Annotated in this window: 25 protein-coding genes and 2 pseudogenes; 26 read left to right on the plus strand and 1 reads right to left on the minus strand. The window is 72.1% G+C overall.

All coding sequences use genetic code 11. From position 1 onward, the window contains the following. The first annotated feature begins 266 nt into the window (after positions 1-266). Positions 267-1205 (plus strand): DUF5655 domain-containing protein, encoded by a 939-nt coding sequence (locus tag PUR71_RS28875; protein WP_329930084.1) that lies wholly within the window; start codon positions 267-269, stop codon positions 1203-1205. An 89-nt stretch (positions 1206-1294) separates the two neighbouring features. Here PUR71_RS28875 and PUR71_RS28880 read toward each other — a convergent pair whose 3' ends face one another. Then, positions 1295-2044, minus strand: a complete 750-nt coding sequence (locus tag PUR71_RS28880; RefSeq protein ID WP_329930085.1) for a DNA-methyltransferase — start codon at positions 2042-2044, stop codon at positions 1295-1297. A 570-nt stretch (positions 2045-2614) separates the two neighbouring features. Between PUR71_RS28880 and PUR71_RS28885 the strand changes: the two genes are divergently transcribed. From PUR71_RS28885 to PUR71_RS29005, 25 genes and pseudogenes are all read left to right on the plus strand, one after another. Next, entirely contained in the window at positions 2615-3781 is a 1167-nt protein-coding gene (locus tag PUR71_RS28885) for a C40 family peptidase (RefSeq protein WP_329930086.1), read from the plus strand. A gap of 280 nt (positions 3782-4061) precedes the next feature. Further along, positions 4062-4373 carry a DUF6112 family protein gene (locus PUR71_RS28890; RefSeq protein ID WP_329930087.1) on the plus strand — a complete coding sequence of 104 codons (312 nt, stop codon included), beginning with the start codon at positions 4062-4064 and terminating at the stop codon, positions 4371-4373. A 2-nt stretch (positions 4374-4375) separates the two neighbouring features. After that, complete coding sequence (locus PUR71_RS28895; RefSeq protein WP_329930088.1) at positions 4376-5083, plus strand: hypothetical protein; 708 nt, start codon at positions 4376-4378, stop codon at positions 5081-5083. 30 nt (positions 5084-5113) lie between these two features. Beyond that, positions 5114-6574: an SCO6881 family protein gene (locus PUR71_RS28900; protein ID WP_329930089.1), complete on the plus strand. Its 1461-nt coding sequence runs from the start codon at positions 5114-5116 to the stop codon at positions 6572-6574. Between the two features lie 151 nt (positions 6575-6725). Continuing rightward, entirely contained in the window at positions 6726-8198 is a 1473-nt protein-coding gene (locus PUR71_RS28905) for a PrgI family protein (protein ID WP_329930090.1), read from the plus strand. Positions 8199-8235: 37 nt separating this feature from the next. Next, positions 8236-8685, plus strand: coding sequence for a DUF6238 family protein (locus PUR71_RS28910; RefSeq protein ID WP_329930091.1), 450 nt, complete (start codon positions 8236-8238; stop codon positions 8683-8685). Between the two features lie 17 nt (positions 8686-8702). Continuing rightward, positions 8703-10208 carry an ATP-binding protein gene (locus PUR71_RS28915; protein WP_329930092.1) on the plus strand — a complete coding sequence of 502 codons (1506 nt, stop codon included), beginning with the start codon at positions 8703-8705 and terminating at the stop codon, positions 10206-10208. 167 nt (positions 10209-10375) lie between these two features. Beyond that, the gene (locus PUR71_RS28920) at positions 10376-10717 is read left to right on the plus strand and encodes a hypothetical protein (RefSeq protein ID WP_329930093.1); all 342 of its coding nucleotides are present in this window, start codon (positions 10376-10378) and stop codon (positions 10715-10717) included. 184 nt (positions 10718-10901) lie between these two features. Further along, complete coding sequence (locus PUR71_RS28925; RefSeq protein WP_329930094.1) at positions 10902-11981, plus strand: hypothetical protein; 1080 nt, start codon at positions 10902-10904, stop codon at positions 11979-11981. 92 nt (positions 11982-12073) lie between these two features. After that, entirely contained in the window at positions 12074-12832 is a 759-nt protein-coding gene (locus PUR71_RS28930) for a hypothetical protein (protein ID WP_329930095.1), read from the plus strand. A 31-nt stretch (positions 12833-12863) separates the two neighbouring features. Further along, positions 12864-13361 carry a hypothetical protein gene (locus tag PUR71_RS28935; protein WP_329930096.1) on the plus strand — a complete coding sequence of 166 codons (498 nt, stop codon included), beginning with the start codon at positions 12864-12866 and terminating at the stop codon, positions 13359-13361. Positions 13362-13442: 81 nt separating this feature from the next. Beyond that, positions 13443-13952: a hypothetical protein gene (locus tag PUR71_RS28940; protein WP_329930097.1), complete on the plus strand. Its 510-nt coding sequence runs from the start codon at positions 13443-13445 to the stop codon at positions 13950-13952. 131 nt (positions 13953-14083) lie between these two features. Then, on the plus strand, positions 14084-15355 hold the full coding sequence (locus PUR71_RS28945; RefSeq protein WP_329930098.1) for a hypothetical protein: 1272 nt from the start codon (positions 14084-14086) through the stop codon (positions 15353-15355). 33 nt (positions 15356-15388) lie between these two features. Continuing rightward, a complete protein-coding gene (locus PUR71_RS28950; protein ID WP_329930099.1) occupies positions 15389-16051 on the plus strand; it encodes a hypothetical protein in 663 nt (220 codons plus the stop codon). Positions 16052-16150: 99 nt separating this feature from the next. After that, positions 16151-17939 (plus strand): annotated as a pseudogene (locus tag PUR71_RS28955) (type IV secretory system conjugative DNA transfer family protein). A 404-nt stretch (positions 17940-18343) separates the two neighbouring features. After that, on the plus strand, positions 18344-19540 hold the full coding sequence (locus tag PUR71_RS28960; protein ID WP_329930100.1) for a DnaB-like helicase N-terminal domain-containing protein: 1197 nt from the start codon (positions 18344-18346) through the stop codon (positions 19538-19540). Then, positions 19537-20130, plus strand: coding sequence for a hypothetical protein (locus PUR71_RS28965; RefSeq protein WP_329930101.1), 594 nt, complete (start codon positions 19537-19539; stop codon positions 20128-20130). The genes PUR71_RS28960 and PUR71_RS28965 overlap by 4 nt, the downstream gene beginning before the upstream one ends. Further along, a pseudogene (locus PUR71_RS28970) lies at positions 20127-20318 on the plus strand (DNA cytosine methyltransferase); the annotation flags it as partial. The gene PUR71_RS28965 and the pseudogene PUR71_RS28970, both read left to right, overlap by 4 nt. Before the next feature lie 121 nt (positions 20319-20439). Further along, the gene (locus tag PUR71_RS28975) at positions 20440-21324 is read left to right on the plus strand and encodes a DNA cytosine methyltransferase (protein WP_329930213.1); all 885 of its coding nucleotides are present in this window, start codon (positions 20440-20442) and stop codon (positions 21322-21324) included. Between the two features lie 163 nt (positions 21325-21487). Continuing rightward, positions 21488-22693, plus strand: a complete 1206-nt coding sequence (locus PUR71_RS28980) for an MFS transporter (protein WP_329930102.1) — start codon at positions 21488-21490, stop codon at positions 22691-22693. 63 nt (positions 22694-22756) lie between these two features. After that, on the plus strand, positions 22757-23431 hold the full coding sequence (locus PUR71_RS28985) for an HAD family hydrolase (RefSeq protein ID WP_329930103.1): 675 nt from the start codon (positions 22757-22759) through the stop codon (positions 23429-23431). Between the two features lie 146 nt (positions 23432-23577). Next, positions 23578-24165 carry a DUF4913 domain-containing protein gene (locus tag PUR71_RS28990; RefSeq protein ID WP_329930104.1) on the plus strand — a complete coding sequence of 196 codons (588 nt, stop codon included), beginning with the start codon at positions 23578-23580 and terminating at the stop codon, positions 24163-24165. Beyond that, entirely contained in the window at positions 24162-24905 is a 744-nt protein-coding gene (locus PUR71_RS28995; protein ID WP_329930105.1) for a glycosyl hydrolase, read from the plus strand. Before PUR71_RS28990 ends, PUR71_RS28995 begins: the two co-directional genes overlap by 4 nt. Further along, the gene (locus tag PUR71_RS29000) at positions 24902-25417 is read left to right on the plus strand and encodes a hypothetical protein (RefSeq protein WP_329930106.1); all 516 of its coding nucleotides are present in this window, start codon (positions 24902-24904) and stop codon (positions 25415-25417) included. Before PUR71_RS28995 ends, PUR71_RS29000 begins: the two co-directional genes overlap by 4 nt. Next, the gene (locus PUR71_RS29005) at positions 25414-26076 is read left to right on the plus strand and encodes a hypothetical protein (protein ID WP_443077606.1); all 663 of its coding nucleotides are present in this window, start codon (positions 25414-25416) and stop codon (positions 26074-26076) included. Before PUR71_RS29000 ends, PUR71_RS29005 begins: the two co-directional genes overlap by 4 nt. Positions 26077-26104: the final 28 nt, after the last annotated feature.

A 26104-nucleotide genomic window follows, 5' to 3' on the forward strand; every position in this document is an offset into this window, starting at 1 on the left:
GCGGGGGCGAGCATTCTTCCTGCTGGGCCGGGCTGTGGCCGACGCCGGGGGCGGCGCGGATGTGCTGGCACTGACGGGCTGCGGGAGTGGATGCAGCGGTCCTGGTGCGACAACACCAAGGAAGGCGTCGGTCATGCCCGCATCGTCCCATCGGAGCCGGCCTGGGCGGAGTCGCTCTGGACGATTACACCATTCTGGAATGAGGAGGAATACCGCGTTCCTCTTCCGGATTGGTCTCTCCGTACGGTCGTGCGAAGGGGGCGTGGGTGGCTGATCTGAAGGTATTCCGACTCGGGGAGGACGGCCAGGACGTGGAGCTGCGCAGCTCGACGGTTGCGCTCGAGGTGCAGTTGCAGCGCCGGGTGGAGGCGAGCATGGAGGCGATGCTCGGTATCCGGTTCCTGGCGTCGGAGTACCCGACCGGTCCGTGGCACCGGGGCCGGGTGGACTCGCTCGGCCTGGACGAGAACGGCGCGCCGGTCGTGATCGAGTTCAAGAAGGGCAACGACAGCGGGGTCGTCTCGCAGGCCGTGTCCTACCTGACCTGGTTGAAGAGCAGCCGCCACGAGTTCGAGGCCCTCGTCAGGGAGAAGCTGGGGTCCGAAGCAGCCAAGTCCGTCGACTGGCGCGCTCCCCGGGCGCTGTGCATCGCGGCCGGGTTCTCGCACCACGACCGGGTGGCTGTCGGTGACCTGGGCCGGCAGTGGCCGATCGAGCTGGTCCGCTACCGGATCTTCGACGGCGGGCTGCTGAGCCTGCAGCTGGTCGAGCCGGTCTCCGCCGCCGTCGGCCAGGCAGCCGTGCGCAGATCGCCCACGCCTTCGGTGCCGGCGGCTGCCGCCGAGGCGGCGGCCGAGCTGCCGGTCGCCGGCGACGTGCCGGAGTGTCTCCGGGATCTGTACGCTGAGCTGGACGAGGTGCTCACCGCGTCGGGCGAGGTGGAGACCGTCGTCCTCAAGCACTACATCGCCTACCGGCGGCTGCAGAACGTGGCGTCGGTGATCTTCCGGCCGTCGGCTTCGCACCGGGCGATCCTGCTGTACCTGCGGCTGGACCCGGACACGGTGGAACTCGAGGAGGGCTTCACGCGCGACATGCGCGGGATCGGGCACCTGGGCACCGGGGATCTGGAGGTGCGGATCGCCTCGGCCGCCGACCTGGAGAAGGCGGCGCCGTTGATCGAGCGGGCGATCCAGGCGGCCTGACGAAAGGACAAGGGCGGCTGGAGCTTCATGCTCCAGCCGCCCTTTCGCGTCTGCGGCCCCTGCGGTGCCGGCCCTCTGGGGTTCTCATCTCACGCCTCCGGCCCGGCGAGGACGAAGTCGTCCTTGGTCAGTTCGGCGCGCAGCCGCTGGTCGGCGATCTCGGCGTAGTGCGGGGAGAGTTCGACGCCGACGAAGCGCCGGCCCTCGCGGAGGGCGGCGACACCGGTGGAGCCGCTGCCGGTGAAGGGGTCGAGGACGACGCCGTCTTCGGGGCAGATCTGGACGAGCTGCTGCATGATCTCCAGCGGCTTCTGGGTGATGTGGACCCGATCCTTGCGGGGCTGGCTGGCGATGAAGTGGCCGGGCAGGTAGATCGCGCGGCTGTTGTCGAGGGTGCCCTTGACGCCCCAGGTGATGAACTCCGCGGACTGCTTGAAGCCGCCCTTGCGCGGCCGGCTCGCGGGCTTGATCCACGGGATGGTGCCCTGCCACGTCCACCCGGCCATCTGCAGCGCGTCGCTCGTCGTCGGCTCCTGCCTCCAGTCGCTGAAGACCATCGCGACCGAGTGCTCGGTGCTCGCCCGGTACGCCTCGGTCAGCAGTTCGGTGAGCCAGGAGCGGTAGGAGCGCTGGTCGCGGTTCTCGCCGGGGAAGGTCTTCAGGTCATGCGCGGAGCCACTCGTCACGTACTTGGCGCGGGCGTCGCGGCTGGTGCGCTCGGAGGAGGTCCGCCCGCCGCTGTTGTACGGCGGGTCGGTGATGACCGCGTTGACGGACTCGTCGGGCAGCGACTTGAGGACGGTCAGGGCGTCGCCTCGGTGAAGGGTGAAAGTGCTCATGGGGGCCTCTCTCAGGGCAGGGATGGACCCGCTCCCGGTGGCGCCCCGGCTGCGGCCGCCGGGAGCGGGGAGACCGGACAGTAGCCGCGATTCTCGGCCGGGCCTAACGGCAGCACCGGGGCCGCCGGACCTGGCGGAGGCGCTGTTTGGTGCGGCCGGATTTCACGTCTACTGTCTCGCCATGCCAACCGGGCAACAGGCCAACTCGGCCCGGGATGGCCCATGTTGGCCTGTGTTGTCTCGTCCAACGGGGCACCGGCCGGACCTTCACCCACACCCTTGCCGTCTTACAGGAGACCCTCGTGTTCCGGCTGAGATTACGAGCGCGGCTGGCTGCCGCGCTTGACCCGAGACCGGCGTCCGGGAGCTACCAACTCCCCTGACCCGGGCCCGCCCCAGAGGCGGAATCACCACCGGCGCGGTGCCGGCGACTTCTTCGCACGAGAGGCCGGCACCGCGTCTCCTACGAACCCGAGGAGCCGCTGCGATGCAGCATGCCCTGGCACAGCCATGCCTTGACCCGCCCACCCTGGCCGCCCTGACGGTCCGCCCCGCCGAGCGGCGGCGACGATGAGGAAGTCCGCGGGAACCCTCCTTGGCCTCGTCGCCGCCGGCCCGCTGGCCCTGGCGCTGCCGATCGTGGTCGCCGCCGCCGGAAGCGCCTCCGCCACCTGCATCCCCGCGGGCGATGCACAGGCTGTGGATACCGCCGCCGTCGCCCAGCAGGTCAAGGCGATCCTGAACGGCTCCAGTCCGCTGAGCGCTCCGGGCGTGGCCGGGCTGGAGAAGCCGGACGAGCAGATCCCCAACGCCAAGGTCGTCCAGGCCACCGGTGTCGCGATGCACATCCCCGTGCGCGGGCAGATCGTCGCGCTGGCGACCGCGCTCCAGGAGAGCGGACTGCGCAACATCAGCTACGGCGACCGGGACAGCCTCGGGTTGTTCCAGCAGCGTCCTTCGCAGGGCTGGGGCACGGCCGAGCAGATCATGCAGCCGGTGTACGCCTCGACGAAGTTCTTCGAGGGGCTCAAGCAGGTCTCCGGCTGGGAGTCGATGACGATCACCCAGGCCGCGCAGGCGGTTCAGCGCTCCGGCTATCCGGACGCCTACGCCAAGTGGGAGCCGCTGGCGACGGCGCTCCAGCAGGCCATCGCCCCGCTGCTGGCCGACCCCGGGTCCGGCTCGACCGCGTCACCGGGGCCGAGCACGAGTCCGTCGCCGACCCCTCCCACCACCGCGAGTCCACCGGCTGGCAGTGGCTGCTCGACCGCGGGCGGCAACGGGAGCAACTTCGGGACGATCCCGCCCGGCACCCTCCCTGAGGGGTACGCGATCCCCGCCGACGCACCGCCGCAGGTGCAGACCGCGATCCGCTGGGCGCTCGGCCAGCTCGGCACCCCGTACCAATGGGGCGGGACCTGCGCCGACTCGCACGGCACCGACCCGATGGGCCGCTGCGACTGCTCCTCGCTCACGCAGATGGCATACAAGGCCGCCGGAATCACCTTGACCCGGACGACCTACACGCAGGTCACCGAGGGCACCGCCGTCTCCGCCGGCGCCCTGAAGCCCGGCGACCTGCTGTTCACCCGGGGCAACGCCCTGCGGCCCGAGCACGTCGGGATGTTCATCGGCGGCGGGCTCGTCGTCCACGCCCCCAAGACCGGTGACGTGGTCAAGGTCTCGACCCTCGCCTCCTGGCAGCCGGAGATCCTCGCTGCCCGCCGAGTCCTCTGACCGGCGCTTGGAGGTTCCGGTTGAACTTGTCCTTTGGGACAGATCGTTCGGAAAGTCGCAGGTCACCAGCTCGACAGTCCTCCGCCCGGGTGCCGCGATGCCGCCCTTCGCGACAACACAACCCGGAAGACCGGCTGACAAGTCGTCCGGAAACCTGCGCATCACCGCAGGTCGCGGCGGTTCCGAGTGCCAAGTACGGCCGGAACCCACAGCGCTTCTCCCCCCTTCCCCTTTTCTCTTCGGTGCACCTTCGCGTGCCCGCATTCCCCATGGAGTTCTCATGTCGTACCTCGCCGACGCGGTCACCCAGCTCGCCTACGACCCGGGGATCACCCCCAACGAGGGCGGCCTGCCGGGCCTCACCGTGCTCAAGCAGGTGATGGGCTCCCTGAACTTGTTCGGCATCATCGCGGTGGTCGGCGCCCTCGCGGTCAGCGCCGGCGTGTGGGCCTGGGGCCACCACTCCGGCGGCCACCAGGCCGAGGCCAACGGCAAGAAGGGCGTGCTCGTCAGCGCGGGCGCCGCCCTGCTCCTCGGCGCGGCAAACGGCGTCGTGGCCTTCTTCAGCGCGCTCGGCAGCCAGGTCAAGTGATCATGCAGAAACGTTACCCCTCCTCCGCCTTCCGCAGCGGGATGTCCGGCGGCGCCCTCGTGCGCCGCCGGGCGCTGCTGGGCACTGCGGTCCTGGTGGTCCTCGTCGTCCTGGCCGGCGTGTTCTCCTACCTCACCCGCGACAGTCGCTCTCCTTCTCCCAATCCATCCTCTGTGCAGCCGAGTTCGCCCTCGGCTGCGGCCTCCGTCCCGGTGACGCCGTCGACCGCACCGGGCGGTGGGTCTGCTGCTTTGCCGGGCCCGCCGGACACTCGCGATCCGATCGCGTTCGGGAAGGCGGCGGCGGTGGCCCTGTGGTCGTACGACACCCGGGCCTACTCGCAGCCCGAGCTGGTGGCCGCCCTTCACCGGTGGCTGACGACCGAGGGCCAGTACGTCGATGCCGAATCGGTCGAGCGCCAGGTGCCCTCGCCGCTGCTGTGGGGGCGGATGGCCGACTCCGGCCAGTTCGCCACCGCGACCGCGGCCGAGGCGCACTTCCCCGAGTCGTTCACCCGCGCACTGCAGGCCGATCCGGGGGCTATCACCCAGGCGTACGTCTACGCCGTGACCGTCTCCGGCAAGCAGTCGATCTCCTGGAACGGCGCGCCCCAGGGCGGTGCCGAGGACCGCTCGGCCACCCTCGCCGTCCAGTGCCGCCCCGACCGTCCCTGTGCTCTGGTCGGCGTGATGCCGTCCGTCGCGCCCTGACCGTCCCGAACAAGAAAGGAGGTTCCCCTCGTGGGTGTCTGCGACATACCCCTCATGAGCCAGGTCTGCACCGTGGTCGACGCGGTCAGCTTCGCCTCGAACCCCGGTAAGTCCATCACCGACGGCATCGGCGCGTGGATCGCCAAGTCCATGGGCGAGCTGGCGGCCAGCGCCGTCGACCTCGCCTCCAAGGCGGTCGACCAGACCACCGCCATCGACCTGTCGGCCCCCTGGTTCCGGGACAACTACCAGCTGGTCCTGCCGATCGGCCTGATCCTGACCGTCGGCACGTTCTGCGCGCAGCTGATCCTGGCCGCCTGGCGACGGGACGAGCGCGCTCTCGCCCAAGCCGCCTGGGGCACCATGACCGGTGTCCTGTTCTCCTTCTGCGCGATCAGTTTCACCGCCGTGGCCGTCACCACGGTGGACGCGCTGTCGGCCGGGCTGTTCAAAGCCGCGAACACTTCGGTGGACGACGCGATCCGGCGCCTGGTGAAGGTGTCCCAGCTGGGGGCGATGTTCCCCCTCGGCTGGGCGATCCCCTCGCTCGTCGCGGTCGGCTGCGCGATCGGCGCGTTCCTCTACTGGGGCGTGATGGTCGCCCGCAAGGTCGGCGTCCTGGTCCTGGTCGCGCTCGCGGCGTTCGCCGGAGCCGGCGGCGGCTGGGAGGTCGCCAAGCGCTGGCGGCGCGGCTGGATCGAGGCCACCGCCACCCTGGTGGTGTCCAAACTGCTGATGACCGTGGTGTTCCTCGTCGGCGTCTCGGCGATCGGCAACACCGATGCCAAGGACGGGCTCGGCGCGCTGTCCGACGCGATGGCCGGAATCGTGATCATGGTGCTGGTGCTGCTGTGCCCGTACGCCGTCTACAAGTTCGTCCACTGGGCGACCGACGGCGGCGGACACGACGACCTCCACCGCACCGGCGTGGCCGGCGTGGCGGTGGCGGCCGGAGCGGCGAAGACCGCCGGAAGCCTCGCCATGCAGATGGGCACCGGCACCCCCGCGCCGCAGGGCCCCAGCCAAGTCCCCGGCATGAACGGCGGCGGCACCGGCGGCATCGACCCGACCGGGCGCATCAGCAAGGAAGGCATCGACGCCGGCCCGCCCCAGCCGCAGACCAAGTTCCGGTTCGGCGAGGACCCGAACGCCGAAGGCGACCGCGGCCGCGCCCTGGTCACCCGTCCCGGCCTCCCGGCCCTGATCACCCGCCCCGCTCCCAACGGCGGCAGCGGAGAAGCGCAGGACGACGGCGGGAAGCAGGACGCCTCGGTCGCCCCGAGCACCCAGGGCATCTTCACCGGGACGGTCACACCCCCGAGCACGGCCCCGTCCACGCCCTCGGCGCCGCCCGTGTCCTCCTCCGCTCCCCCGGCCCCTGCTCCCGCTCCGGAAGGACGCTCGGCCGGCGGACCGTCTCCGGCGGGAACGTCCGCACCGGATCCCGTCCGGTTCGTCTACCCGCACCAGCCGCCCGCGTCCGGCTCCTGACCGGACGGACCATCACCCGGGGCGGGCCGAAGCCCGTGGCCCGCCCCGGGGCCCCGCCACCACTCCATCCCTGAAGGAGTCCAGCCATGACGTCCAGAAGAGCGCCGCGCCTTCGCCCTCCGCCTGCACGCTCACCCCTTCTGGAACCTCGATGTCCTCCATCCCGAAGCCCGACACCGCCCCCACGTCCGTCAAGTTCCCTCACCGCTCCAAGCGCGGCATCCTGCTCGGGCTCAGCGCCTCGCAGCTGATCACCGTCTCGGCCACCGGCCCGCTCCTGCTCGCCGTCCTCGTCACCCGCGGCGTCGTCGGCGCCCTCCAGCTCATCCCCCTGTGGGCCGCCGTCGCCGCGTTCGTCTTCATCCGCTACCGGGGCCGCACCCTCGCCGACTGGGCGCCGATCGCCGTCCGCTACGCGCTGCGCCGATTCCGGGGTCAGATGGTCTGGCTCGCCCGCCCCTCCCGTCGGCCGGTGCGCGAGGGACTGCTGCACCTGCCCGGCAGCGCGGCCAACCTGCGCGTGGTCACCGCCCCGGACCGCCGCTACGGCGCGGTCCACGACCCGCACGCCGGCACCCTCACCGCGGTCGTCAAGGTCTCCTCCCGCGCCTACGCGCTGCTCGACCCCGCCACCCAGAACGCCAACGTCAACGGCTGGGGCCGCGCGCTGGCGGCGCTCGCCCGCACCGGGCACGTCGCCCGCATCCAGGTGATCGAGCGCACCGTCCCCGACTCCGGTGACGCGCTCCGCCGGTACTGGGAGGAACACGGCAAGCCGGACGCCCCGCTGGCCGGTGCCCTCTACGGCGAGCTGATCCAGAACGCGGGCCCGGCCGCCGCCCCGCACGAGTCCTACGTCGCCATCGCGCTGGACTTCAAGGCGGCCCGGCGTCTGATCAACCAGGCCGGCGGCGGCCTCAGCGGCGGCTTCGCGGTCCTCGCCCAGCTGACCTCCGCCTTCGAGCAGTCCGCCCGCACCGCCGGCCTCAACCCGAACGGCTGGCTGTCCGCCACCGAGATCGCCGCCGTCGCCCGCACCGCCTACGACCCCAAGTCCCTTGCGGCACTGGACCGCTGGTCCGAGGACGGCCGCCCCGCGGCCGTCCCCGCAGCGGCCGGGCCGGTGGTCGTGGTGGAGAAGGCCGACCACATCTCCACCGACTCCGCGCACCACACCACCTACTGGGTGGAGAACTGGCCCCGCACCGAGACCAACCCCGGCTTCCTCCACCAGGTGATGTTCGCCTCCGGCGTGCGCCGCACCATCTCCCTCGCCTACGAGCCGAAGGACCTGGACTCCGCGATGCGCGACGTCCAGCGCAAGAAGGCCAGCGTGATCGCCGACTCGGCCGAGCGCGCCCGCAAGGGCCAGGTCGCCTCCGAAGCCGACTCGGTGGAGTACCAGGACATCCAGGCCCGCGAGCGCCAGCTGATCGCCGGCCACGCCGACGTCGCCCTGACCGGCCTGCTGACCGTCTCCGCCGACACCGAGGAAGAGCTGCGCTCCGCCTGCGCCGTCGTGGAGACCGCCGCCGTCGGCGCCCAGCTCGACCTGCGCCCGCTCACCTGGCAGCAGGCCGAGGCGTTCACCACCTGCGCCCTGCCCTTCGCCATCGCCGCCTGATGCCGGCCACCACCACCTCTGCCGAAAGAGCCCCCCGATGCCGGCCACCACCGCCACCGCGCAGGACTTCGTCCCGTACGCGACCGCCGCGATCAACTTCCACCGCGCCCTGAACATCCCTGCAGGCCCGCTCGTCGCCTCCCGAGCCGAGCTGGACTCCCTGCACGCCCACCTCGTCGCCCTGCACGGCCTCCTCGACGCCCACGCCCAGCGCACCTCCCCGCTCCTGCCGGGCGAGGGCGACCACCTCAAGGCCACCCGCACCCGCCTGTGGCAGGCAGCCGAGCACCTCCACGCCGCCTACCACTCCTCCCCCCGGCCCGGCAGCGGCGAGGTCCCCGCCGCCGAAGCCTGCCGGGCCCGCCTCCCCGAGGGCGCGCCGGAGCTGACCATCTGCCGCCGCCACCAGCAGGCCGCCCATCTGGTCCGCCGCCGCACCACCCCCGCCGACCTCCACTCCCCGTTCACCGGCCTCGTCCGCCACTGACCCCGGAACCCGTGATCATGCCCAGGAACCGCGCCACCGCCAGCCCCCTGTTCGTCCCCCGCAAGTCCTCCCGCGCCCAGCAGCGCGCCGCCCGCGCCGAGTTCGCCGAGGCCCGCACCAAGGCCCGCCGCGCCCAGGCTCCGGCCACGCGCCGCGAGTTCGAGGGCGTCGACCCCGAACTCCAGGCCACCTACCCGGCCTCCGGGCGGCCCGGACCGTCCTCCGCCCGCGGCGGCCGGCTCCACCTGCCCAAGCACCGCATGACCACCGCCGTCGCGGGCGGGGCCTACCCGTTCCTGGCGGAGGCCGGCCTCGGCGCCGAAGGGACCTTCATCGGCCGCGACCTCCACGCCGAAGGGAGCTTCTGCTTCGACCCGTTCACCCTCTACAACTCCGGCCGGATCGAGGGCTTCACGAACCCCAACGCGGTGCTGTGCGGCGTGATCGGCATGGGCAAGTCGGCGCTGGCGAAGTCCATCGCCACCCGGTCCATCGCCCACGGGTACAAGATCTACATTCCGTCGGATCCGAAGGGCGAGTGGAGCGGACTGGCCGAGGCGCTCGGCGGGCAGACCATCGCCCTCGGCCCCGGTCTGCCTGGGAAGTTGAACCCCTTGGACGCGCCCGCCCGGCCGGTCGGCGTCAGCGAGGAGGACTGGACCGGCGAGGTCCGCAAGCGGCGGCTCCTGCTGCTGGCGAGCCTGGCGGCCACCGTGCTCAAGCGCGATCTTCTGCCGATGGAGCACACCGGGCTCGACGTCGCCCTGGACCTGGTCGTCGCCGAGGCCGAGGCGGCGGGGACAGCGCCGCTGCTCGGCGACATCGCCCACGCCCTCGGCCGCCCCGAGCGCCTGGACGCCGCGCTCGGCGAGGAGGCCGGCGGCCTCGGCCACGCGGTCGACGACCTCGCCCACGCCCTGCGCCGACTCGTCCACGGTGACCTCAGCGGCATGTTCGACGCGCCGTCCACCGTGACGTTCGACCCGAACGCGCCGATGCTCTCCATCGACCTGTCCCGTCTCGGCAGCAGTGGCGACGACACGGCCCTGGTGCTGGCGATGACCTGCGCAAGCGCGTGGATGGAGTCTGCGCTCGCCGACCCCGACGGCGGCAGGCGCTGGGTGATCTACGACGAGGCGTGGCGGATCATGCGGCACGTCGGCCTGCTGGAGCGCATGCAGCAGCAGTGGAAGCTGTCCCGTGGTCTCGGGATCGCCAACCTGCTGATCCTGCACCGGCTCTCCGACCTGCTGTCCGCGGGCGACGCCGGATCACGCGGTCGCGTCCTCGCCGAGGGCCTCCTCGCCGACTGCAGCACCCGGATCATCTACCGGCAGGAACCCGACCAGATCGCGGCCTCCATGGCCCTGCTCGGCCTCACCGGCGTCGAAGCCCAGGCGATAGCCGCACTCCCCCGCGGCCGGGGTCTGTGGAAGGTCGCGGGCCTGTCCTTCATCGTGCAGCACCTCCTCCACCTGCGCGAACGCCAGCTCTACGACACCGACTTCCGCATGACGGCCTGACGTTCCTGTCCGGAGATCCCTCCCGCTACTTGACCATCACACAGCACGTAGGAGTCCCGATGACCCCCGCCAGCACCACCCCGTTCGAGCCCGGTACCACCGGATTCTGGCTCACCGACCGAGACCTCCGGAACCAGCTTCGCGGAGCGGTAGCAAGCCTGGTCTCCATGGTCAGGTTCGCCCTTGAGGACGGCGTCAGCCTTCCTGACGCTCTTGAGTCCCTTGCCGCCTCCGAGTGCGAGAACGCCGGACTCGACGCCTCCGCCTACGCCGTCCTCGTTCAGGCCCAGGCCGCCCATGTCATTGCCAACTGGACGATCGACCCGTCCTCCATCGGCCCCCTCGATCTTGACCTGCTATTCGGTCTCGAGGAATTCGACCAGCTCCCTGCCAAGGTCAAGTCCGCTCTGCTGGAGCAGTACACCGAGGACTCGTCGCAGTGGGAGGACTACGCCTCCGGCGCCGACTCCAGCCTCTACCTGGACCGGTACGCGGATCTCCAGCGCTGACGCTCCAACCACCCAGCACCACCCTCGCCTCCCGAATCGAGGCCCGCCTTCCACCACGGCCATCCGCCGCCCCCGGTGACCGGCCCCTATCACCGGATTCCGGCCAAGCCAAACCGTCGATTCTCCGGACCATCGACAGCCCAGCCGCGGCTCCGCAGGAGCCGCCACCGCCCAGGAGCACACCATGCAGTCCGTCCAGTTCGCCGAAGACAGTCTCGGCGTCACCGCCCACACCCGTCGGCCGTCCCCGGCCGGCAGGTTCGCGGACATCACCACTCTCCTGATGCAGCGGGACGTCGACTTCACCATCGACTTCGAGACCGGCGACTACATCGACGCCCAGCTCCCAGACGGCAGCTCTCTGGTCGCCGGTCCCCTGTACGACGAGGACCAATGCGGGTTGGAGCAGATGGGTCCGCAGAACGGCTGGTTCGTGGGCTGGCTCGAACGAGGGGGCGATCTCACGACCTTGTACAACAGCCAGCCGGGGATGCTCAACCAGCAGCACGGCACCAACGTCGGGCCGATGCTCGCCTGCATCGACGATCACCTGGACCAACGCGGCGTGCCGTCCCAGCAGGACGTGCGGGACCGCCTGGTCCGGGCCGAGTCGCTGCTGCACCGCGCGGGATTCATCCCGGTGGTCCGCTACGGACGGGAGACCTACCACCGGCTCCCGGCCGCGATGGTCGACTCCGCCGAACGCCGAACGGCCGTGACCCGGGCGGTCGACTACCTGCGGGCCGAGAGCTTCGGCGTCAACTGCCCGGCCGGCCTGATCGACCCGGAAGCCGCGCCCGTTGCCCTCCCGTCCCGGCCGCTCGCGGAACTCGGGGCGAACATCGCGAAGGCCAGCCACACCGGCGAGGTGGTGGAGGCGCTCAGCGAGCTGACCGCGCCTGGAGACGGCGTGCTGGACCAGGTAGTCGGCGTGCTCAACCAGACGGCGGCCTGGTGGAAAGAGCTGGGCGGCGGCGCCGATCCGCACTACGCCGCCCGCCTGCGCTACATCGCGGACAAGGCGGACGGCTACGTGCGTGAGATCCGAGCGATGCGCGGCGACCTCGCCGACCGGCACGCCGCGCACCCTCATCACTCCCGCCCGGTCTTGCCCACCGTCCGCCCCACAACCGGTACCGACGCCCGGGTCGAGGCGGCGCTCGCGACCTCCCCAACCGTTCTCCGCACTCCGACCGCTCACGCCGCCGAGGCCGTGCCGAGCGCTGCCGTTACGCCCGTACGGTCGGCCGGCCCCCGCCGCTGACAGCCCGCCCGAAAGGAGCCCAGCCGTGTCCCGCCCCGACAGACCCCACCCCGCCACCACCTACCACCTACCGCCCCAAGTGGAGCCCGCCCGTGTCTGCCGAAGTTCCCCGTGCCCTGCCCGACGTCGCCATCGGCCGCCACCCTGATCACGGCATCGTCGCCGACCTGCCGACCCAGTCGGCCGCCGCCCAGTGGATGCTGGAGCGGCTCGAGTTCCAGCGAGTCCCCGGCCACCCGACCCTGTACGCGCTGACCGACCAGCACCGCGAACCGGCCGACCGAACCGCCTTCGCCGTGAAGCTGCTCAACGGCGCCGGCTACCGGGTCGACACCGGCCTGGCACCGGCAGCCGGGCCCGCCGCCGAACCCGCGCGGACTCGAACTGCCGCACCTGCGCCACCGCGACACCCGGATCCCGACCCAGGCCCCGACGTCGCCTTCGCCGAACACCCCCGCCTTGGCGTCGTCGCCGCCGTCGGCGGCAGCCAACCGCTCAGCCCGGCCGTCTTCCTGGAGGTCGACGGCTGGCGCCACCACCAGGCCCTGGACATCTACCTCGCCCCGCCGGCCGCCACCCCGGCCCAATCCCTCGACGCGGTCGCCCGCACCACGGTGGCGCTGCAGCGCGGCAACTACCAGGTGGCACTGCAGCCCCAGCTCGCCGAGGCCGTCGCCGCCCGCCGCGCCCCGGCCGACCAGGCGTTCACCACGCACAAGTTCCGCGTCAACGAGGCCGCCCTTGCCAAGAGCCCCGCGGCCCGGTCGGCTTCCCCCGCCAAGTCCGCCGTCCCGACCGCTCCGCCGCCAGCAGCGGTCGACCCGCGCATCGCGTTCGCCCGCGCCCGATGACCACCACCCCGACGATCAAGGAGCAGATTCGATGGCCGTGAAGAAGGTCTGGACGATCACCCACTCGTGCGGCCACGAGAGCGTGAGGGACCTCGGCGACCGCCCGGCCGACCGCCGGGCCGGGTTCGCCGACTGGCTCGCCAAGCAGGACTGTACCGAGTGCTGGCGCGCGGCGAAGGCTGGCGACGAGGCGGACAAGGCCGCGTGGCTGGAGGCCAAGCGCGCCGCCGAGCAGGCAGAGTCGGATGCCTGGTCCGAGCAGTACCGGATGCCGCCGCTGGAGGGCACGGAGCGGGGCATCGCTTGGGGTGTGCGGTGCCGCCACCAGATACTGGCCGCCGCCTACACCGCTCTCGTCCTTGAGGGGGGCATGTCCGAGGCGGCCTGGGAGCTGGTCGAGGACCGCGCCCGCACCGTCACCCGGGCCGGCTGGTGGATCGACCAGCGCAGCTCCGAGCCGGGCGACCTGGAGGAGCTGCTGGAGGCCGCCGTGGACGCCGACCGGCCGACCGAGAACCCGTTCGTCTGACCTGCTGGCTCCCTGCCCCAGGCGCGGGGAGCCAGCCCCAACTCAGCTACTGCGCAACCCGATTCGGAACTCACCACGCCAATGCCTTCGTCTCCCCTGAGCTGCACCGTCCGTCGCACCGAGAGCACCACCGACCTCCTTGCAGAGCTGCACGCCGCCGATCCCGACTTCGCCCCCTACCTGCTCACCTCGTGGTCACTCGAACTGACCGCCCAGGAGCACATCGTCCTGCCGCAGCTCGCGGTGCTGCTGGACGAGCCGCTGGCACTGCGCAAGCCCCGGACGGGCCACGCCCCGTCCCGTCGTCTCACCTGGCACTGCGCGATTCGCAGCACCTCCTCCGTCGCGCTCACCGACGACGACTGGTTCGAGCTGACCAGGGAGGTTCTCGACGCGACCGGCATCGAGCCGGATGACGACCCCGCTGCCTGCCGCTGGGCGGCCCTGCGGAACACCGCCGACGGGCTGGACATCGTCGCCACCGTCATCCGCCAGGACGGCTACTGGGCTCGGCTGCACAACGACCAGCTCTTCGCCCGCTTCGCCTGCGAGGACTTCGCCCGCGACCACGGCCTCACCTCGCCGCGCTGACTCCACCGAGCCGCCCGGCTGGAGTCCGGCCTCTACCACCGTTCTCCGGCCGGGCCAAACCGCCGAATCCGCGGATTCTTTCCCCGCCCGCCCGACCACCGGGCCCCGCCGTCCGTCCGAGAGGGGACGCCGTGATCGCCCACTTGCAGCGCGCCACCACCACGGCCGCACTGATTCCCGCCCTCTACGGGCACGACCACCCGCGCTACCGGCTGCGGCCCCGGCTGATCGGCGCCGACTACCGCGGCGCCGACAAGCAGCTGCCCCTCTTCGGCGACCCGCAGGAGGTCCTCGGCGGTGGTGTGCTGGACGCCCCTGCCCTACGGATCGGCTCCCGGGCCCCCGAGCGGCCGGTGTGGATGTGCTCAGTGCGCTCTGACCCCCGCCACCCGGACCTGACCGACGCTCAGTGGGCCGACGTCGCCCGACGTCTGCTCTCCGCGACCGGGATCGCCCCTGCCGGCGACCCGGTTGGCTGCCGGTGGGCGGCGATCCGCAACCTCGACCGGTGCGTGCACATCGTCGCCACCGTCGTCCGCGAGGACGGCAGCGTCCACAGCACCTACCGGGACGCCTTCCACGCGCAGGCCGAGTGCCACCGCATCGCCGCCGACCTCGGCCATCTCACCCGGTCCGTCCCTTCCGTCACGACCGCCAAGGACTACCGCATGCCCATCCCGCCGATCAGCATCACCATCGAGCCGAGCGGCAGCGTCGTCGCCAGGGGCTCCAGCGACGACCTGTCCGCAGCCCTGATCAAGCACGCCGGCTTCCTGGAGAAGGCGGACTGGTACGGCCGGCGGCACCGGCTGCCCACCACCACCGCGACGGCCGACCGCGCCGCGATCGCCACGCACGCCGCCGAGATGCTGCGGGCCGCCCGCTACGACGTCGACCTCGACCCCAGGCTCGACACTGAGCTGCTTCCCGGCCGCGCCGAGCGGCAGCGGCTCACCACCGCGGGCGAGCAGGTCCTCCAGCTCACCGATCGGATCCGCGGTGCCGCCGATTTCGGCGAGCTCTCGGGGGTGCTCGACGAGCTGCTCGATCCCCACGGCGGCGTCCTCGACCGCGTCCACGAGGCCATGGAGGCGGCGTCCGAGCAGATCACCGACCTCGACCCCGACCAGTTCGCGCTCTCCGACCGGTTCGGCTTCGCGGCCGACTTCATCTCCGCCGCCCAGGGCGAACTGGCCGGCGCACTCGACGACGTACAGCGCGCCCGGTCCCACCAGGCCCCCGCCGACACTGCCTCGGCCGCCGTCCCCTACTCCGTTGCCGCCACCGAGGCCGCCCGCTCCGCCTCCCCCGCCGTCACCGCCCGAGGAAGGAGCGTCGCGGATCCGGCCGCCGCCGCACCCCCCTCGGCGGCCAGCCCCCGGCCCGCAGGCCGCATCCGGTGACCACCAGCCCTGCCCCTAAAGGGAGTTCGCGACATGCCCGAGCACTACCCATCGATCGGCGAGGCGATCGGCGCGGCGATGCAGCACAACATCCGCCTCGCCCACGGCCCGACGGCAGAACCTCTTCAGATCCGCTACTTCCCGCCGCCCGCCGCCGACCCGTACTCGATGCCCGGCATGATCTCGCGGCTCGAAGTGACGGCGAGCCCACAGGAGGTCGCCGGGATCATCGAGGAAGCCACCAGCGCCCTCGTCGGTCCGCTGCCGCAGCTCACCGAGCTGGTCGCCGCCTCCGCCGACTGGGCCAGGGCGCGGCTCGACTTCGACAACGTCCACGGCAACCCGGCCCTGAACGTGTGGGCACGGCTGGCCGCTGCCCAGCAGATGCTGGCCCAAGCCCAGCAAGAGCTGGAGGCCGCCATCGACACCGTCGCCATGCTGCCGGCCGCGCTCAGCGACCCCCGGCACCACGGCATGGTCCAGGTCCTGCGGACCCGAGAGCTGCTGCACGACGTCATGGGTGCCGAACGGGCGGAGACCGTCCCCGACGCCAAGCGGCAGCAGGCCGCACTCTCCCACTCCCCCGGCGCCAACTCCTCTCGCGCCACCAGCCGTCAAGCAGCCGCTTCGGCATCCGCAGCCGCACCGGCTCCGGCAGCTCCGCCCGCGGCACGCCCCGCCGACCACACTCGCTGAAACGTTTCCCCTCGACGCCAAGGAGCAGACCTCGTGATCCGCACGAGAGCCGAGCGCGCCCCGCCCCGCCCCCGCCCGCTCGCACACCCAGGAACCGCCTTGCCCTCCCCGCGCACCAGCGCGCCGTCTACCACCACCGGGTCCGACGCGCTCCTCTATCTCCTCTTCGGCGTCCTCGGCGCCGCCCTCGCCTTCGGCTCCCTCGCCTGGCTGACCGGCAACATCGCCAACGCGCTTGTCGGAAACGGCCCGTGGGCCCCGTTCCGCGCCACCGACGCCATGCTTCACCCCGACGTGCTGTGGCCACACCTGAGCGCCACCGCCCTGCTGGTCGGGGCCCGGATCGTCCCCGGCCTACTCACCCTGATCCTGGCCACCGCCGCCCTGGTGCTGTGGATGCGCTGGCGCGGTGGCGCGAAGAGCGGTCTCGCCCGCAAGGCCGATCTCGCCCCGCTGCTGGACAAGGAGGTCACCGCCAAGGCCCGCAGCCTGCGCCCAAGCCTGAGCGGCCGGGAGTGTAAAAGAGGTCGCACCGAATGACCGGGGCATCCTCGTCGGCACGCTCTCTCCGGGCAAGGCTGAGGTCCGCGCCTCCTGGGAGGACGTCCTCGTCGCCATCATGGCACCGCGCTCCGGCAAAACGTCCGGCCTGGCGATCCCGGCGATCCTCGCCGCCCCCGGCCCCGTCCTGCTCACCTCGAACAAAGCGGCCAACGACGCCTACACCACCACCGTCCATGCGCGGTCGAAGGTGGGGAAGGTCTGGACGCTCGACCCGCAGCAGATCGCCCACCACCCACGCGAGATGTGGTGGGACATCCTCGCCGACGCCCGCGACCTCGCCGGCGCGAAGCGGCTCGCCGGGCACTTCGTCACCGCCTCCGTGGACGAATCCAACGGCTCCGACTTCTGGTCGACCGCGGCGAGCAACACCTTGGGCGCCCTGTTCCTCGCCGCCGCGAGCCACCGGCGCCCGATCACCGACGTACTGGCCTGGCTCGCCTCCCCGGCCGACCGCACTCCCGTCGATCTGCTCGCCGACGCCGGCCACCACGCCGTCGCCGCCCAGCTCCAGGGCACCGTCAGCGGTGCGACCGAGACTCGTGACGGCATCTACGAGACGGCGCGGCAGTACGCGAGTTGCCTGCTCGACCCGGAAATCGCCGCCTGGGTCACCCCGACGGAGGGGCTGCCGGAGTTCAAGCCGTTCGACTTCGCCACCTCCCGCGACACCCTGTACCTGCTCAGCAAGGACGGCGGCGGCAGCGCGAGCGCGATCATCGCGGCGGCGGCCGACGCGGTGATGCGGGCGGCCGTGATCGTCGCCGAGCGCTCCGGCGGACGGCTCGACCCACCGGCGCTGTGCGTCCTCGACGAGGCCGCCAACGTCTGCAAGATCTCCGACCTGCCAGACCTGTACTCCCACCTGGGAAGCCGGGGCGTCATCCCGATGACCATCCTGCAGTCCTACCGGCAGGGCCAGCGCTGTTGGGGCGAGGCCGGCATGGACGCCCTCTGGTCCGCCGCCACCGTCAAGATCGTCGGAAGCGGCATCGACGACGCCGACTTCGCGGACAAGCTGTCGCGGCAGATTGGCGAGCACGACGTGCAGACCACCTCCGTCTCCACCTCCGACGGCGGCAAGTCCACGTCCGTGTCGATGCGCACCGAGCGCATCCTGCCGCCGGATCAGATCCGCGCGCTGCCCAAGGGCAAGATCCTGCTGTTCGCCACCGGTATGCGGGTGGCGATGCTCGACCTCAAGCCCTGGTACAAGGAGCGCTCGGCGAAGGAGATCGGTCCGGCCTCCGCCCGCGCCACCAAGGCGATCACCGAGCGCGCCCTGGCCAAGTCCGTTGATCGCGACGACTTCGGTCTGGCGTCGTGAGCATCTGGGACACCCCGACCGCGTCACCCCGCTCCGCGAGTGCGGGCCAAACCGACGGGCTCGCATCCCGTGCCGGCCCGTCGTCCGCCACAGCCACCGACGGCTCCAGTCGGTCAACTCCGGGCCCCATGCCCACCTCCTCAACCCCCGTATTTTCAGCAGGAGTTACCTATGTCTGAACGCGCCCGCCCCTCCCGCGTTCCGCGCTCCGAGCGGTTGGCGGGAGCCCCGGTCGTCCGCCGTGGTGGCCAATGGTGGCTGGTCACCGGCGCCGGTTCGATCCTGGCGACGGACCCGGCCTTCACCGGTGAGCTGGATCGCTTCGCTGCCGATATGGCCGCTGCCGACCAAGCGGTCGCCCGGCTGCGAGAGCAGCGGGTAGCAGCCCGGAAGGGTTGGTGGTGATGGACGCGCTGTTCAAGGGTGAGCAGGCCCTCCTCGGCGCGGTTCTCCTCGACCCGGACCAGCTCGACGCGCTGTCCTGGTTGAAGCCCGCCGACTTCTACCGACCTGTCCACCAAGCTCTGTTCGCCGCGATGCGGACGGTCAGCAGCCAGGAGCGTCCGATCCGCGCAGCGGACGGCACGGTGCCCTTGACATGGCTGACGAGTACCGTCGCCGAGGCCGGCCGCCACGTTCGCGGGTTGAGTGCCTCCTATGCGCACACCCTGATCGCCGCCTGCCCGCGTCCGCAGAACGCCCCGGTCTACGGGCGGATGGTGCTCGAAGGAGCTATCCACCGGACAGTGACCAAGCACGCCGTCCGCCTGGAGCAGGTCGCCCGGATCGACGCCGAGCAGCAGCAGGTCGAAGGCGTTCTGCACCACGCCGATGTCCTGGCGGGCGTGCTCGGCGACCTCGCCCGGCGCTGGGGGACCGAGCCTCGGCCGGTGGCGCCGCCCGATGCGGGGACGAGCGCGAAGCCGCCCCGCCCGGTGGGGCCGGAAGAGGCCGAGGACGAGCGGTTCCTGCTAGCCGTCCTCGTCAGCCAGCCTGCGGCGATGGCCGAGGTCTACGACTGGCTGCGGCCCGGCGACTTCGCCGACCCCGGACATGGCCAGGTCTACCGCTGCCTGGGCGCGCTCCACCACCGAGGTGAGCCGATCGACCAGGTGACCGCCCTGTGGGAGGTCCAACGGCGTGGCCTGCTGGCCGACGGAACGCTCTCGCGCGAACAGCTCGACAGTCTCTTCGGCGGACCTGGGGCCGGCTCGGCCGAGTGGCTGGGTGACCAGGTCATCCGCTCCTCCGTCGTCCGCACCGCCGCCGGAGCCGCCACGACGATCAAGGCCCTGGCCGAGGACGAGGCCCTGGTGCCCGGCCGCCTCATCGGCCAGGCCCTGCACGCCCTCGGCCCGCTCGACGAGGTTCGCGCCCGCTGGCGCACGGCCACCGGACGCCCATCCACTAGCAGCGAGGTGGACGATCCCGCGGAGCGCTCCGACCCATCGGCCCGGGTGCACGCGGCTCTGTCCCGCAGCGCCGCACGGCAGTCCGCCCCGCAGGCCGTGACTCCCACCGTTCCCCTCGTACGGTCGCGCACCGCGACAACGCCGCGCAGCCGCACCTCGCCCTCCCGTCACCTTCGGAGCAGCCCGTGAACAGCCCCATGTCGGAGGCGCTGCTGCTGCACGCCACGGCGACCGCGATCGACGCCCAACGCGCCAAGCTGCCCCAGGTGAGCGCCCCGTTCCGTCTACCCGATCCGGTCAGCGTGGGCCGGCAGATCACCGAACTCGGCGGCTCCATCGTCGAGATGGGTGACGAGTATCTGTTCCGTGCGGACGAATCAGCGCCGCTGGAGCACACGGTGCTCACCGCCGAGGCGTTCGCCAACGCCATCGGCAGCGTCGCCCAAGCCGCATCCGCCCTCGGTACCGTCGCCCAGCAGCTCGCCTTCGTCGCCCGCACGGCGGACAAGCGCGGTGAGCCCAGTTACGAGGACGCGCACACGATCGCCGGCGAACTCGTCGAACACGCCGTCGAGACGGCACGCGACGACCTGGCCGAGGCCAGCCAGATCCTCCGGAACGCCGCCTCTGCCATCTCGCCGCCGTCCGTCCGACTCCAGCAGGCCGCGCTCTCCCGCTCGACCCCTGCCGGCCGGGACGGGCACCATGCCCCGCTCGTCCAGCACTCTACCGCTGCCGCTCCTGTGGCGGCCACGGCCTCCACGAGGGGGCGGCGATGACGGCCTCGATACCGAACTCCTCACCGGGTCCGCTGATCGGGAGTCTATGCAGCGGATACGGCGGGCTTGATCTCGGTGTCCAGACGGCTCTCGGCGGGCGGGTCGCCTGGCACGCCGAAGTCGAGGCCGCTCCGTCAGCGATCCTGGCGCGTCACTGGCCCGGTGTGCCCAACCTCGGCGACATCACGGCGATCGACTGGGCGAACGTTCCGCGGGTCGGCGTCCTGACGGCCGGCTTCCCGTGTCAAAGACGTCTCGGTCGCTGGCCGGAGGTCCGGCCTCAACTCCCATACCCGATCCGGGCTTTGGCTGCACGTGGCGCGCGCTGTCGAAGCCCTCCGCCCCTGCCTCCTGGTGGTCGAGAATGTACGAGGACTCCTCACCTCCCCAGGTTCCGCTGGCGACCTGGAACCCTGCCCGTGGTGTCTGGGAGACGACGCAACTCTCCCTCCTCTGCGGGCACTTGGCGCCGTACTCGGCACCCTGGCCCAGCTCCGGTACGACGCGCGGTGGCTCGTTCTTCGCGCCTCCGACGTCGGAGCACCCCACCACCGGGCCCGGGTCTTCCTCACTGCCTGGCCCGCCGACCACGGTGCTGAAGACGCCGACGAGCAACATCGCGAAGAACGGCGGCAGCCAGCACCCTTCGAAGCGCAAGAGCGGCGGCCACGGGCCGAACCTGGCCGACGAGGTGGAGTGGCTGCTGCCGACGCCGAAGGCCAGCGACGGGGTCAAGGGCTCCCCGAACCAGCGCCACGGGAACGGGGACCTGAGCCTGCCGTCCGCGGCAGCCTCGCTGCTGCCGACACCGAGGGCATCCGACTCCGGCACGCCTGGACGGCGGCCGGGGAAGGGCTGGCGACCACCGCTGTCGGCGGTGGTCCTGCCGCTCTGGGCGAACCCGCCGTCGGAGCAGACCACGGACGGTGGGGGCCGTACGCCTCCGCCATCGCCCGATGGGAGAGCCTCACCCGTCCCGCGCCGCCGGCCACCGACGAGGGCGGACGGCTGCGCGCCGAGTTCGTGGAGTGGATGCAGGGGCTTCCGGCGGGCTGGGTGACCGCCACGCCCGGACTCGGCCGCCCCGCCCAGCTCACCGCCCTCGGCAATGGCGTCGTTCCCCAACAGGCTGCCAGGGCACTTGAGTTGCTTGCCCCGCCCGTTTCCCGCTGCCCGCTGTGCCGGGCCCTGTAGGGGGCTTCTACCCGCTTTTCCCGGCCGTACCAAATCGCGGATTCTCCGGACTCTTCTCCCCGGCAGCCGCACGAACCGAGGGGGCTGCCATGCCTGCGTATGCCCCGGCCCGCCGGGCGCCTGCCCGCGCGCCGCCGACCACCGCACGACCGAAGGACTCTCCTTGAGCACGACCCCCGTTGGCCGGGCCCAGGACAGCAGCTATCGAGCTGTCCTGGGCTCGCCGCATGTCGCCCGCCTGCTGGGCGGAACTCTGATCGGCCGCCTGCCCACCGGCATGGCCCCGGTCGCGATCCTGCTGCTGGTGCGGGCCGAGCACGGCTCACTCGCCTTGGCCGGGCTGCTCGGTGCCCTGTACGGGCTGGCCGCCGCGATCGGCCAGCCGCTGCTCGGCCGCCTGGTGGACCGCTACGGCCAGACCGCGATCCTCTACGGCGCCGCCCCGGCCGCGAGCACGGCGTTCCTGCTGCTGCCGTGCACCGGCCCGACGCGGCATCCGGTGCTCGCCGCGCTGACCGTGCTGGTCGCCGGTCTTGCGACTCCGCCGCTGGAGGCGGGCCTTCGGGCGCTGTGGCCGCAGGTCCTGCCCGACCCCGCCCGCCGGCGCGCTGCGCTCTCCCTGGACAGCAGCACCCAGGGGCTGGTGTTCGTGATCGGCCCGCTGCTGGCCACCGGCTTCGCGGCCGGTGCCGGTGCCCCCGCCGCGTTGACCGCGACCGCGGCGCTCGGCCTGCTCGGCGCCGGCCTGGTCGTCACCGCCGAGCCCTCCCTCGCCTGGAGGCCGAGCGCACCGGCCGAGCGCGCGCACCGAATGGGGCCGCTGCGGGTGCCGGGCCTGCGAGTGCTGTTCGCCGCTCTCACCGGCACCGGCGTCGCGCTCGGCGCGGTGAACGTGCTCGCCCTCGCCGCCGCCGAGCGCCACCACGCCAGTTGGCTGGTCGGCGTCATGCCGGCCGCGCTGTCGGTGGGCAGCATGCTCGGCGGCCTGGCCTACGGCCGCAGGGCCTGGCCCGGCTCCCCGGCCCGCCACCTGGTGGCCGCCTCGATCGGCTTCGCCGCCGGGTGGATGGTGCTGCTGCCCGACCCGGTGCCCGCCGTCGCCGTGCTCGGCGCCGTCCTGCCCGGCAGCTTCCTCGCCCCGCTGCTGACCGCCGCCTTCCTGACCGTCGACCGCCTCAGTCCCGAGGGCGAATCGACCGAGGCGTTCGCCTGGCTCATCGCCTGCATCGGCGTCGGCCAGGCCGCCGGCACCGGCCTCGCCTCCCTCGCGAGTGCGGCGGGTCCGCTGCTCGTCTCCCTCGTCCCACTCGCCGGGGCCTGCGTCGCGCTGTGGCTGCTGCGGCGTTTCAACCACCTGCTCTCCACCTGACCACCCCCGCTCCATCTGAAAGAACCGGCCGTGACCACCACCTTCGCCACCTCAACTCCCTTTATGCCCATGCACGTTGTGTGGGACTGGAATGGAACTGTCAAGGATAGACTCGACGACCACGTCAAGGCGCTGAACGCGACCTTGCCCGCCCTCGGCGGTGCTCCGGTCGACCGGGATACCTACCGGGCCAAGCACACCGTGCCGATCCCGAACTTCTACGCCCGCCTGCTCGGCCGCGAGATCACCGAGCAGGAGTGGCTGGCCAGCGACGGGGCGTTCCTCGACCACCTGCGCGCCCAGCCCGTACGGATCCGGGACGGCGCCGTCGAGCTGCTGACGGCGCTGCACGAGGCCGGGCACACCCAGTCGCTGCTGTCGCTGTGCCCGCACGACACCCTCCTCGCCGAGGTGAACGAGGCCGGGATCGGGCACTTCTTCGAGCGGATCGAGGGGCGCACCGGCTCCTCCGGCGGCACCAAGGCCGGCCCGCTGGCCGCCCACCTCGACGCCCTCGGTCTCACCGGCCAGGGCCACCGGGTGCTGCTGGTCGGCGACGCCGTCGACGACGCGGACGCCGCCCACGCCAACGGCGCGCACGCGGTCCTCCACACCGGCGGGCTCCACCACCCCGCCAAGCTCGCCGCCGCCGGACACCCGCTCGCCGACACCCTCGCCGACGCCGTCGCCCTCGGATCGCAGCTCATCGCCGAAACCGCCCAACCCACCTGCGTCTAGCACGAATTGGCGGCCGTACCAAACCGCCGGATCTGCGGATCCTCTTCCCACCCGCACCTCTGGAGCCTGCCCATGCCCCGTCGAGGAAGACCGCCCACACCCCCGCTCTCCGCCCCTCCCGCCCACTCGAACCACCTGGAAGTGCCATGTCCGACCCGACCACGGGCACCCCCGAGCCCGAGCCGATCCGCATCCCCGACGAAGACCTCGACGACCTCGCAAGTACCCTCGCCCGCACCATCGCCGAGGTCCGCCAGCACGGCGTCCTCCTCGACCGCCTCGGTGCCGAAACCGACGCCTTCAGCACCCCCGGCGACGAGACGCCGCAGACGGACTCCACCGAGGCCGAGCCCGACGGCCCGGCCTCGGTGTTCATCCTCGCCATGGGCGGAGCCGAGTACGCCGCCGAGCTGGCCGCCCTGGGCAACTGGGTCACCCACGTGCTCCTGCCGACCTACGGGCGGGAGATCAGTTCCACCCGCCCCTGGTGCTCGCGCTGGTACGAGCACCCGGAGGCCGTCGCACGCCTCCACGGACTCTGGCTCGCCTGGCAGCAGCTGACCGATGTCGAGGCCGGCCTCAGCGGTCCCTCAACGTGGCACCGCGACCACCTCGACCACGTGCTCCTCCAACTCCGTGCCCCCGACGGACCGTTCGCCGCGTGCACCACCAGCCCGGCCCGGCCCAACCACCGCCTGCTCACCACGCCCGACCAGCTGGGACTTGCCGCATGAAGGACACCGACTTCCGGCTCTACGGCCTGGAGCCCGCCGACGAGCACACTGCCGATCTGTACGACTCCACCTGGGTCAGCGACTTCAAGACGATCTCCCAGCACGATGTGGGCGAGCGCAGTTTCATCGTCGCCTTCGACGCCTCGGCCACCTGGGGCTACCCCAACATGCCCAACCTGGCCTCCTTCGATGTCGTCCGCGACAGCAGCCAGGCCACGTTCAGCATGCGCAGGTCCGAGCACGCCACCTTCGCGTTCGCGCAGAACTGGCTCGTCAACCGCGGCTGCCCACCTGACAAGCTCGCGCCGATTGTCGACGTCCCCAAGCCCGCCGACGAGCTGACCATCCAGGTCGAGGACCGCATCCGGAACTCGGGCGAGCGCCTTGAGATCGTCGACTACCAGGTCATCGACGGAGACGACACCGAGGGCTGGAGCATCGCCGTCGACCGCCAGGACAAGGACTTGCCCGTCCGCCTGTTCATCGAGGAACTCCAGCCGGACCCGTACACCTACACGGTGCGCGAGGGGGCTTTCGCCGACCACGCCGCCGCCGAGTCCTGGTTGGAGGATCGCTCCACCCCGCTGCCCGAGGCCCCTGAGTACCGCGTCGACGCGGAGGCCCTGCGCAAGCACGCCGCGCTCGCCCGCACCACCTCGCTCCCCCCGATGCCGAGCCCCGCGCCCGCCGCGCCCGCCGCGCACCTCAACACCTCGAAGTCCCTCGGACGGTCGCTGTGAGCCGCGCCAAGTTCGCCTTCGCCGCGCACCCGGACGCCATTGCCGACCTGCGCCAGCTCCCCGAACCCATCCGTGACCAGGCGCTGCTGCACCTGCAGGACCTGGTCCACGGCGAGCGCGTCGCCAGCCGCCTCGATGGACGCCTGGAGGGCTACCACAAGATCGTCCTCGGCGCCGGTGGCCAGTGGGCCAGCCACCGCCTGGTGGTCCAGTTCCGCGACGCCCCGCCCACCTCCCAGCACTCCCGCGAGGTCTACCTCGTCGCCGCCGGCCCCCGGCTCGACTACGCGGTCTACCGCTCCGCCCAGAACCGACTGGGCCGCACCGGCCTCAACACGCCCGACGGCCTGGACCCGGCTCGGGAAGCACAGGTCCGAGCAGCCCAGGAAGCCCGCGTCCGAGCGGCCCGCGCCCGCTCCGCACGCCCCCCGCAGAACCGCGGCGCCGTCACCCCCGCCTACACCACCGCCTCGCCCGGCTTCGCCCCCACCACTTCCCGAAAGGCCCGATGATGACCACCGCCGCCACGCCCAGCCGCTCCGACCTCGCCGGCTGGCTCACCGACGCCGCCCAGGCCGTCGCCGGAATCCTCACCGCCGAGTACCCCACCCCGGCCACCCGCTCCTACCTCCACCCGGTCCTGGGCCCGCTCGCCGCCGGGCCCCGCGTGGTCGGCGAGCTGAACCTCCGGCTGGAGAACCGGCTCGACGAGCCGCTGCCGGCCACCCCCGTCGGCCTGTTCGCGCTCGCCTCCTACGCCTCCGCCCTGGGCTGGCTGACCGAGTCCCTCGCCGACCTCACCGCGGCGGTGGACGCGATCTGCACCCGCGCCGGCATCCCCGCACTCGTGCCGGGGACCGAGGCCGTACTCGACCCGGACGAGGACGACGAGGAGTTCGACTACTCCTTCAGCGCACTGGAGCTGGCGGCGATCCGCGCCGCCGCCGACGCCGCCGGGATGACGTCCGGCTCCTACGTCGAGGTCCTGGCCGACTCCCTGCGCGCCGCAGCCGCCATCACCGATGCCTGCATGGAGATCAGCAGCGGCCTGATCGAGGACGCCCAGTACATCGTCGACGAGGCCGCCAGCGACGTCCGGATCAGCGACGGCCCCGGCAGCCTCCCCACCCTGGTCCGCTCGCTGCTCGCCCGCATGGAGGCAGCCGAGTGAACTCCCGCGACCTGCTGCTGCCCGCTGC

It is taken from the genome of Streptomyces sp. SP17BM10 (assembly GCF_036322405.1).
In the GTDB taxonomy this organism is placed as follows: Bacteria; Actinomycetota; Actinomycetes; order Streptomycetales; family Streptomycetaceae; genus Kitasatospora.

Bases quoted from the DNA above. Each gene is read 5' to 3' on its own strand.
- PUR71_RS28995 (WP_329930105.1), top strand. From the start codon at position 24,162: ATGAAGGACACCGACTTCCGGCTCTACGGCCTGGAGCCCGCCGACGAG.
- PUR71_RS28890 (WP_329930087.1), top strand. From the start codon at position 4,062: ATGTCGTACCTCGCCGACGCGGTCACCCAGCTCGCCTACGACCCGGGG.
- PUR71_RS28950 (WP_329930099.1), top strand. From the start codon at position 15,389: ATGCCCGAGCACTACCCATCGATCGGCGAGGCGATCGGCGCGGCGATG.
- PUR71_RS28905 (WP_329930090.1), top strand. From the start codon at position 6,726: ATGTCCTCCATCCCGAAGCCCGACACCGCCCCCACGTCCGTCAAGTTC.
- PUR71_RS28985 (WP_329930103.1), top strand. From the start codon at position 22,757: ATGCCCATGCACGTTGTGTGGGACTGGAATGGAACTGTCAAGGATAGA.
- PUR71_RS29005 (WP_443077606.1), top strand. From the start codon at position 25,414: ATGATGACCACCGCCGCCACGCCCAGCCGCTCCGACCTCGCCGGCTGG.
- PUR71_RS28925 (WP_329930094.1), top strand. From the start codon at position 10,902: ATGCAGTCCGTCCAGTTCGCCGAAGACAGTCTCGGCGTCACCGCCCAC.
- PUR71_RS28935 (WP_329930096.1), top strand. From the start codon at position 12,864: ATGGCCGTGAAGAAGGTCTGGACGATCACCCACTCGTGCGGCCACGAG.
- PUR71_RS28895 (WP_329930088.1), top strand. From the start codon at position 4,376: ATGCAGAAACGTTACCCCTCCTCCGCCTTCCGCAGCGGGATGTCCGGC.
- PUR71_RS28960 (WP_329930100.1), top strand. From the start codon at position 18,344: ATGGACGCGCTGTTCAAGGGTGAGCAGGCCCTCCTCGGCGCGGTTCTC.
- PUR71_RS28940 (WP_329930097.1), top strand. From the start codon at position 13,443: ATGCCTTCGTCTCCCCTGAGCTGCACCGTCCGTCGCACCGAGAGCACC.
- PUR71_RS28915 (WP_329930092.1), top strand. From the start codon at position 8,703: ATGCCCAGGAACCGCGCCACCGCCAGCCCCCTGTTCGTCCCCCGCAAG.
- PUR71_RS28990 (WP_329930104.1), top strand. From the start codon at position 23,578: ATGTCCGACCCGACCACGGGCACCCCCGAGCCCGAGCCGATCCGCATC.
- PUR71_RS28885 (WP_329930086.1), top strand. From the start codon at position 2,615: ATGAGGAAGTCCGCGGGAACCCTCCTTGGCCTCGTCGCCGCCGGCCCG.
- PUR71_RS28920 (WP_329930093.1), top strand. From the start codon at position 10,376: ATGGTCAGGTTCGCCCTTGAGGACGGCGTCAGCCTTCCTGACGCTCTT.
- PUR71_RS28910 (WP_329930091.1), top strand. From the start codon at position 8,236: ATGCCGGCCACCACCGCCACCGCGCAGGACTTCGTCCCGTACGCGACC.
- PUR71_RS28880 (WP_329930085.1), bottom strand. From the start codon at position 2,044: ATGAGCACTTTCACCCTTCACCGAGGCGACGCCCTGACCGTCCTCAAG.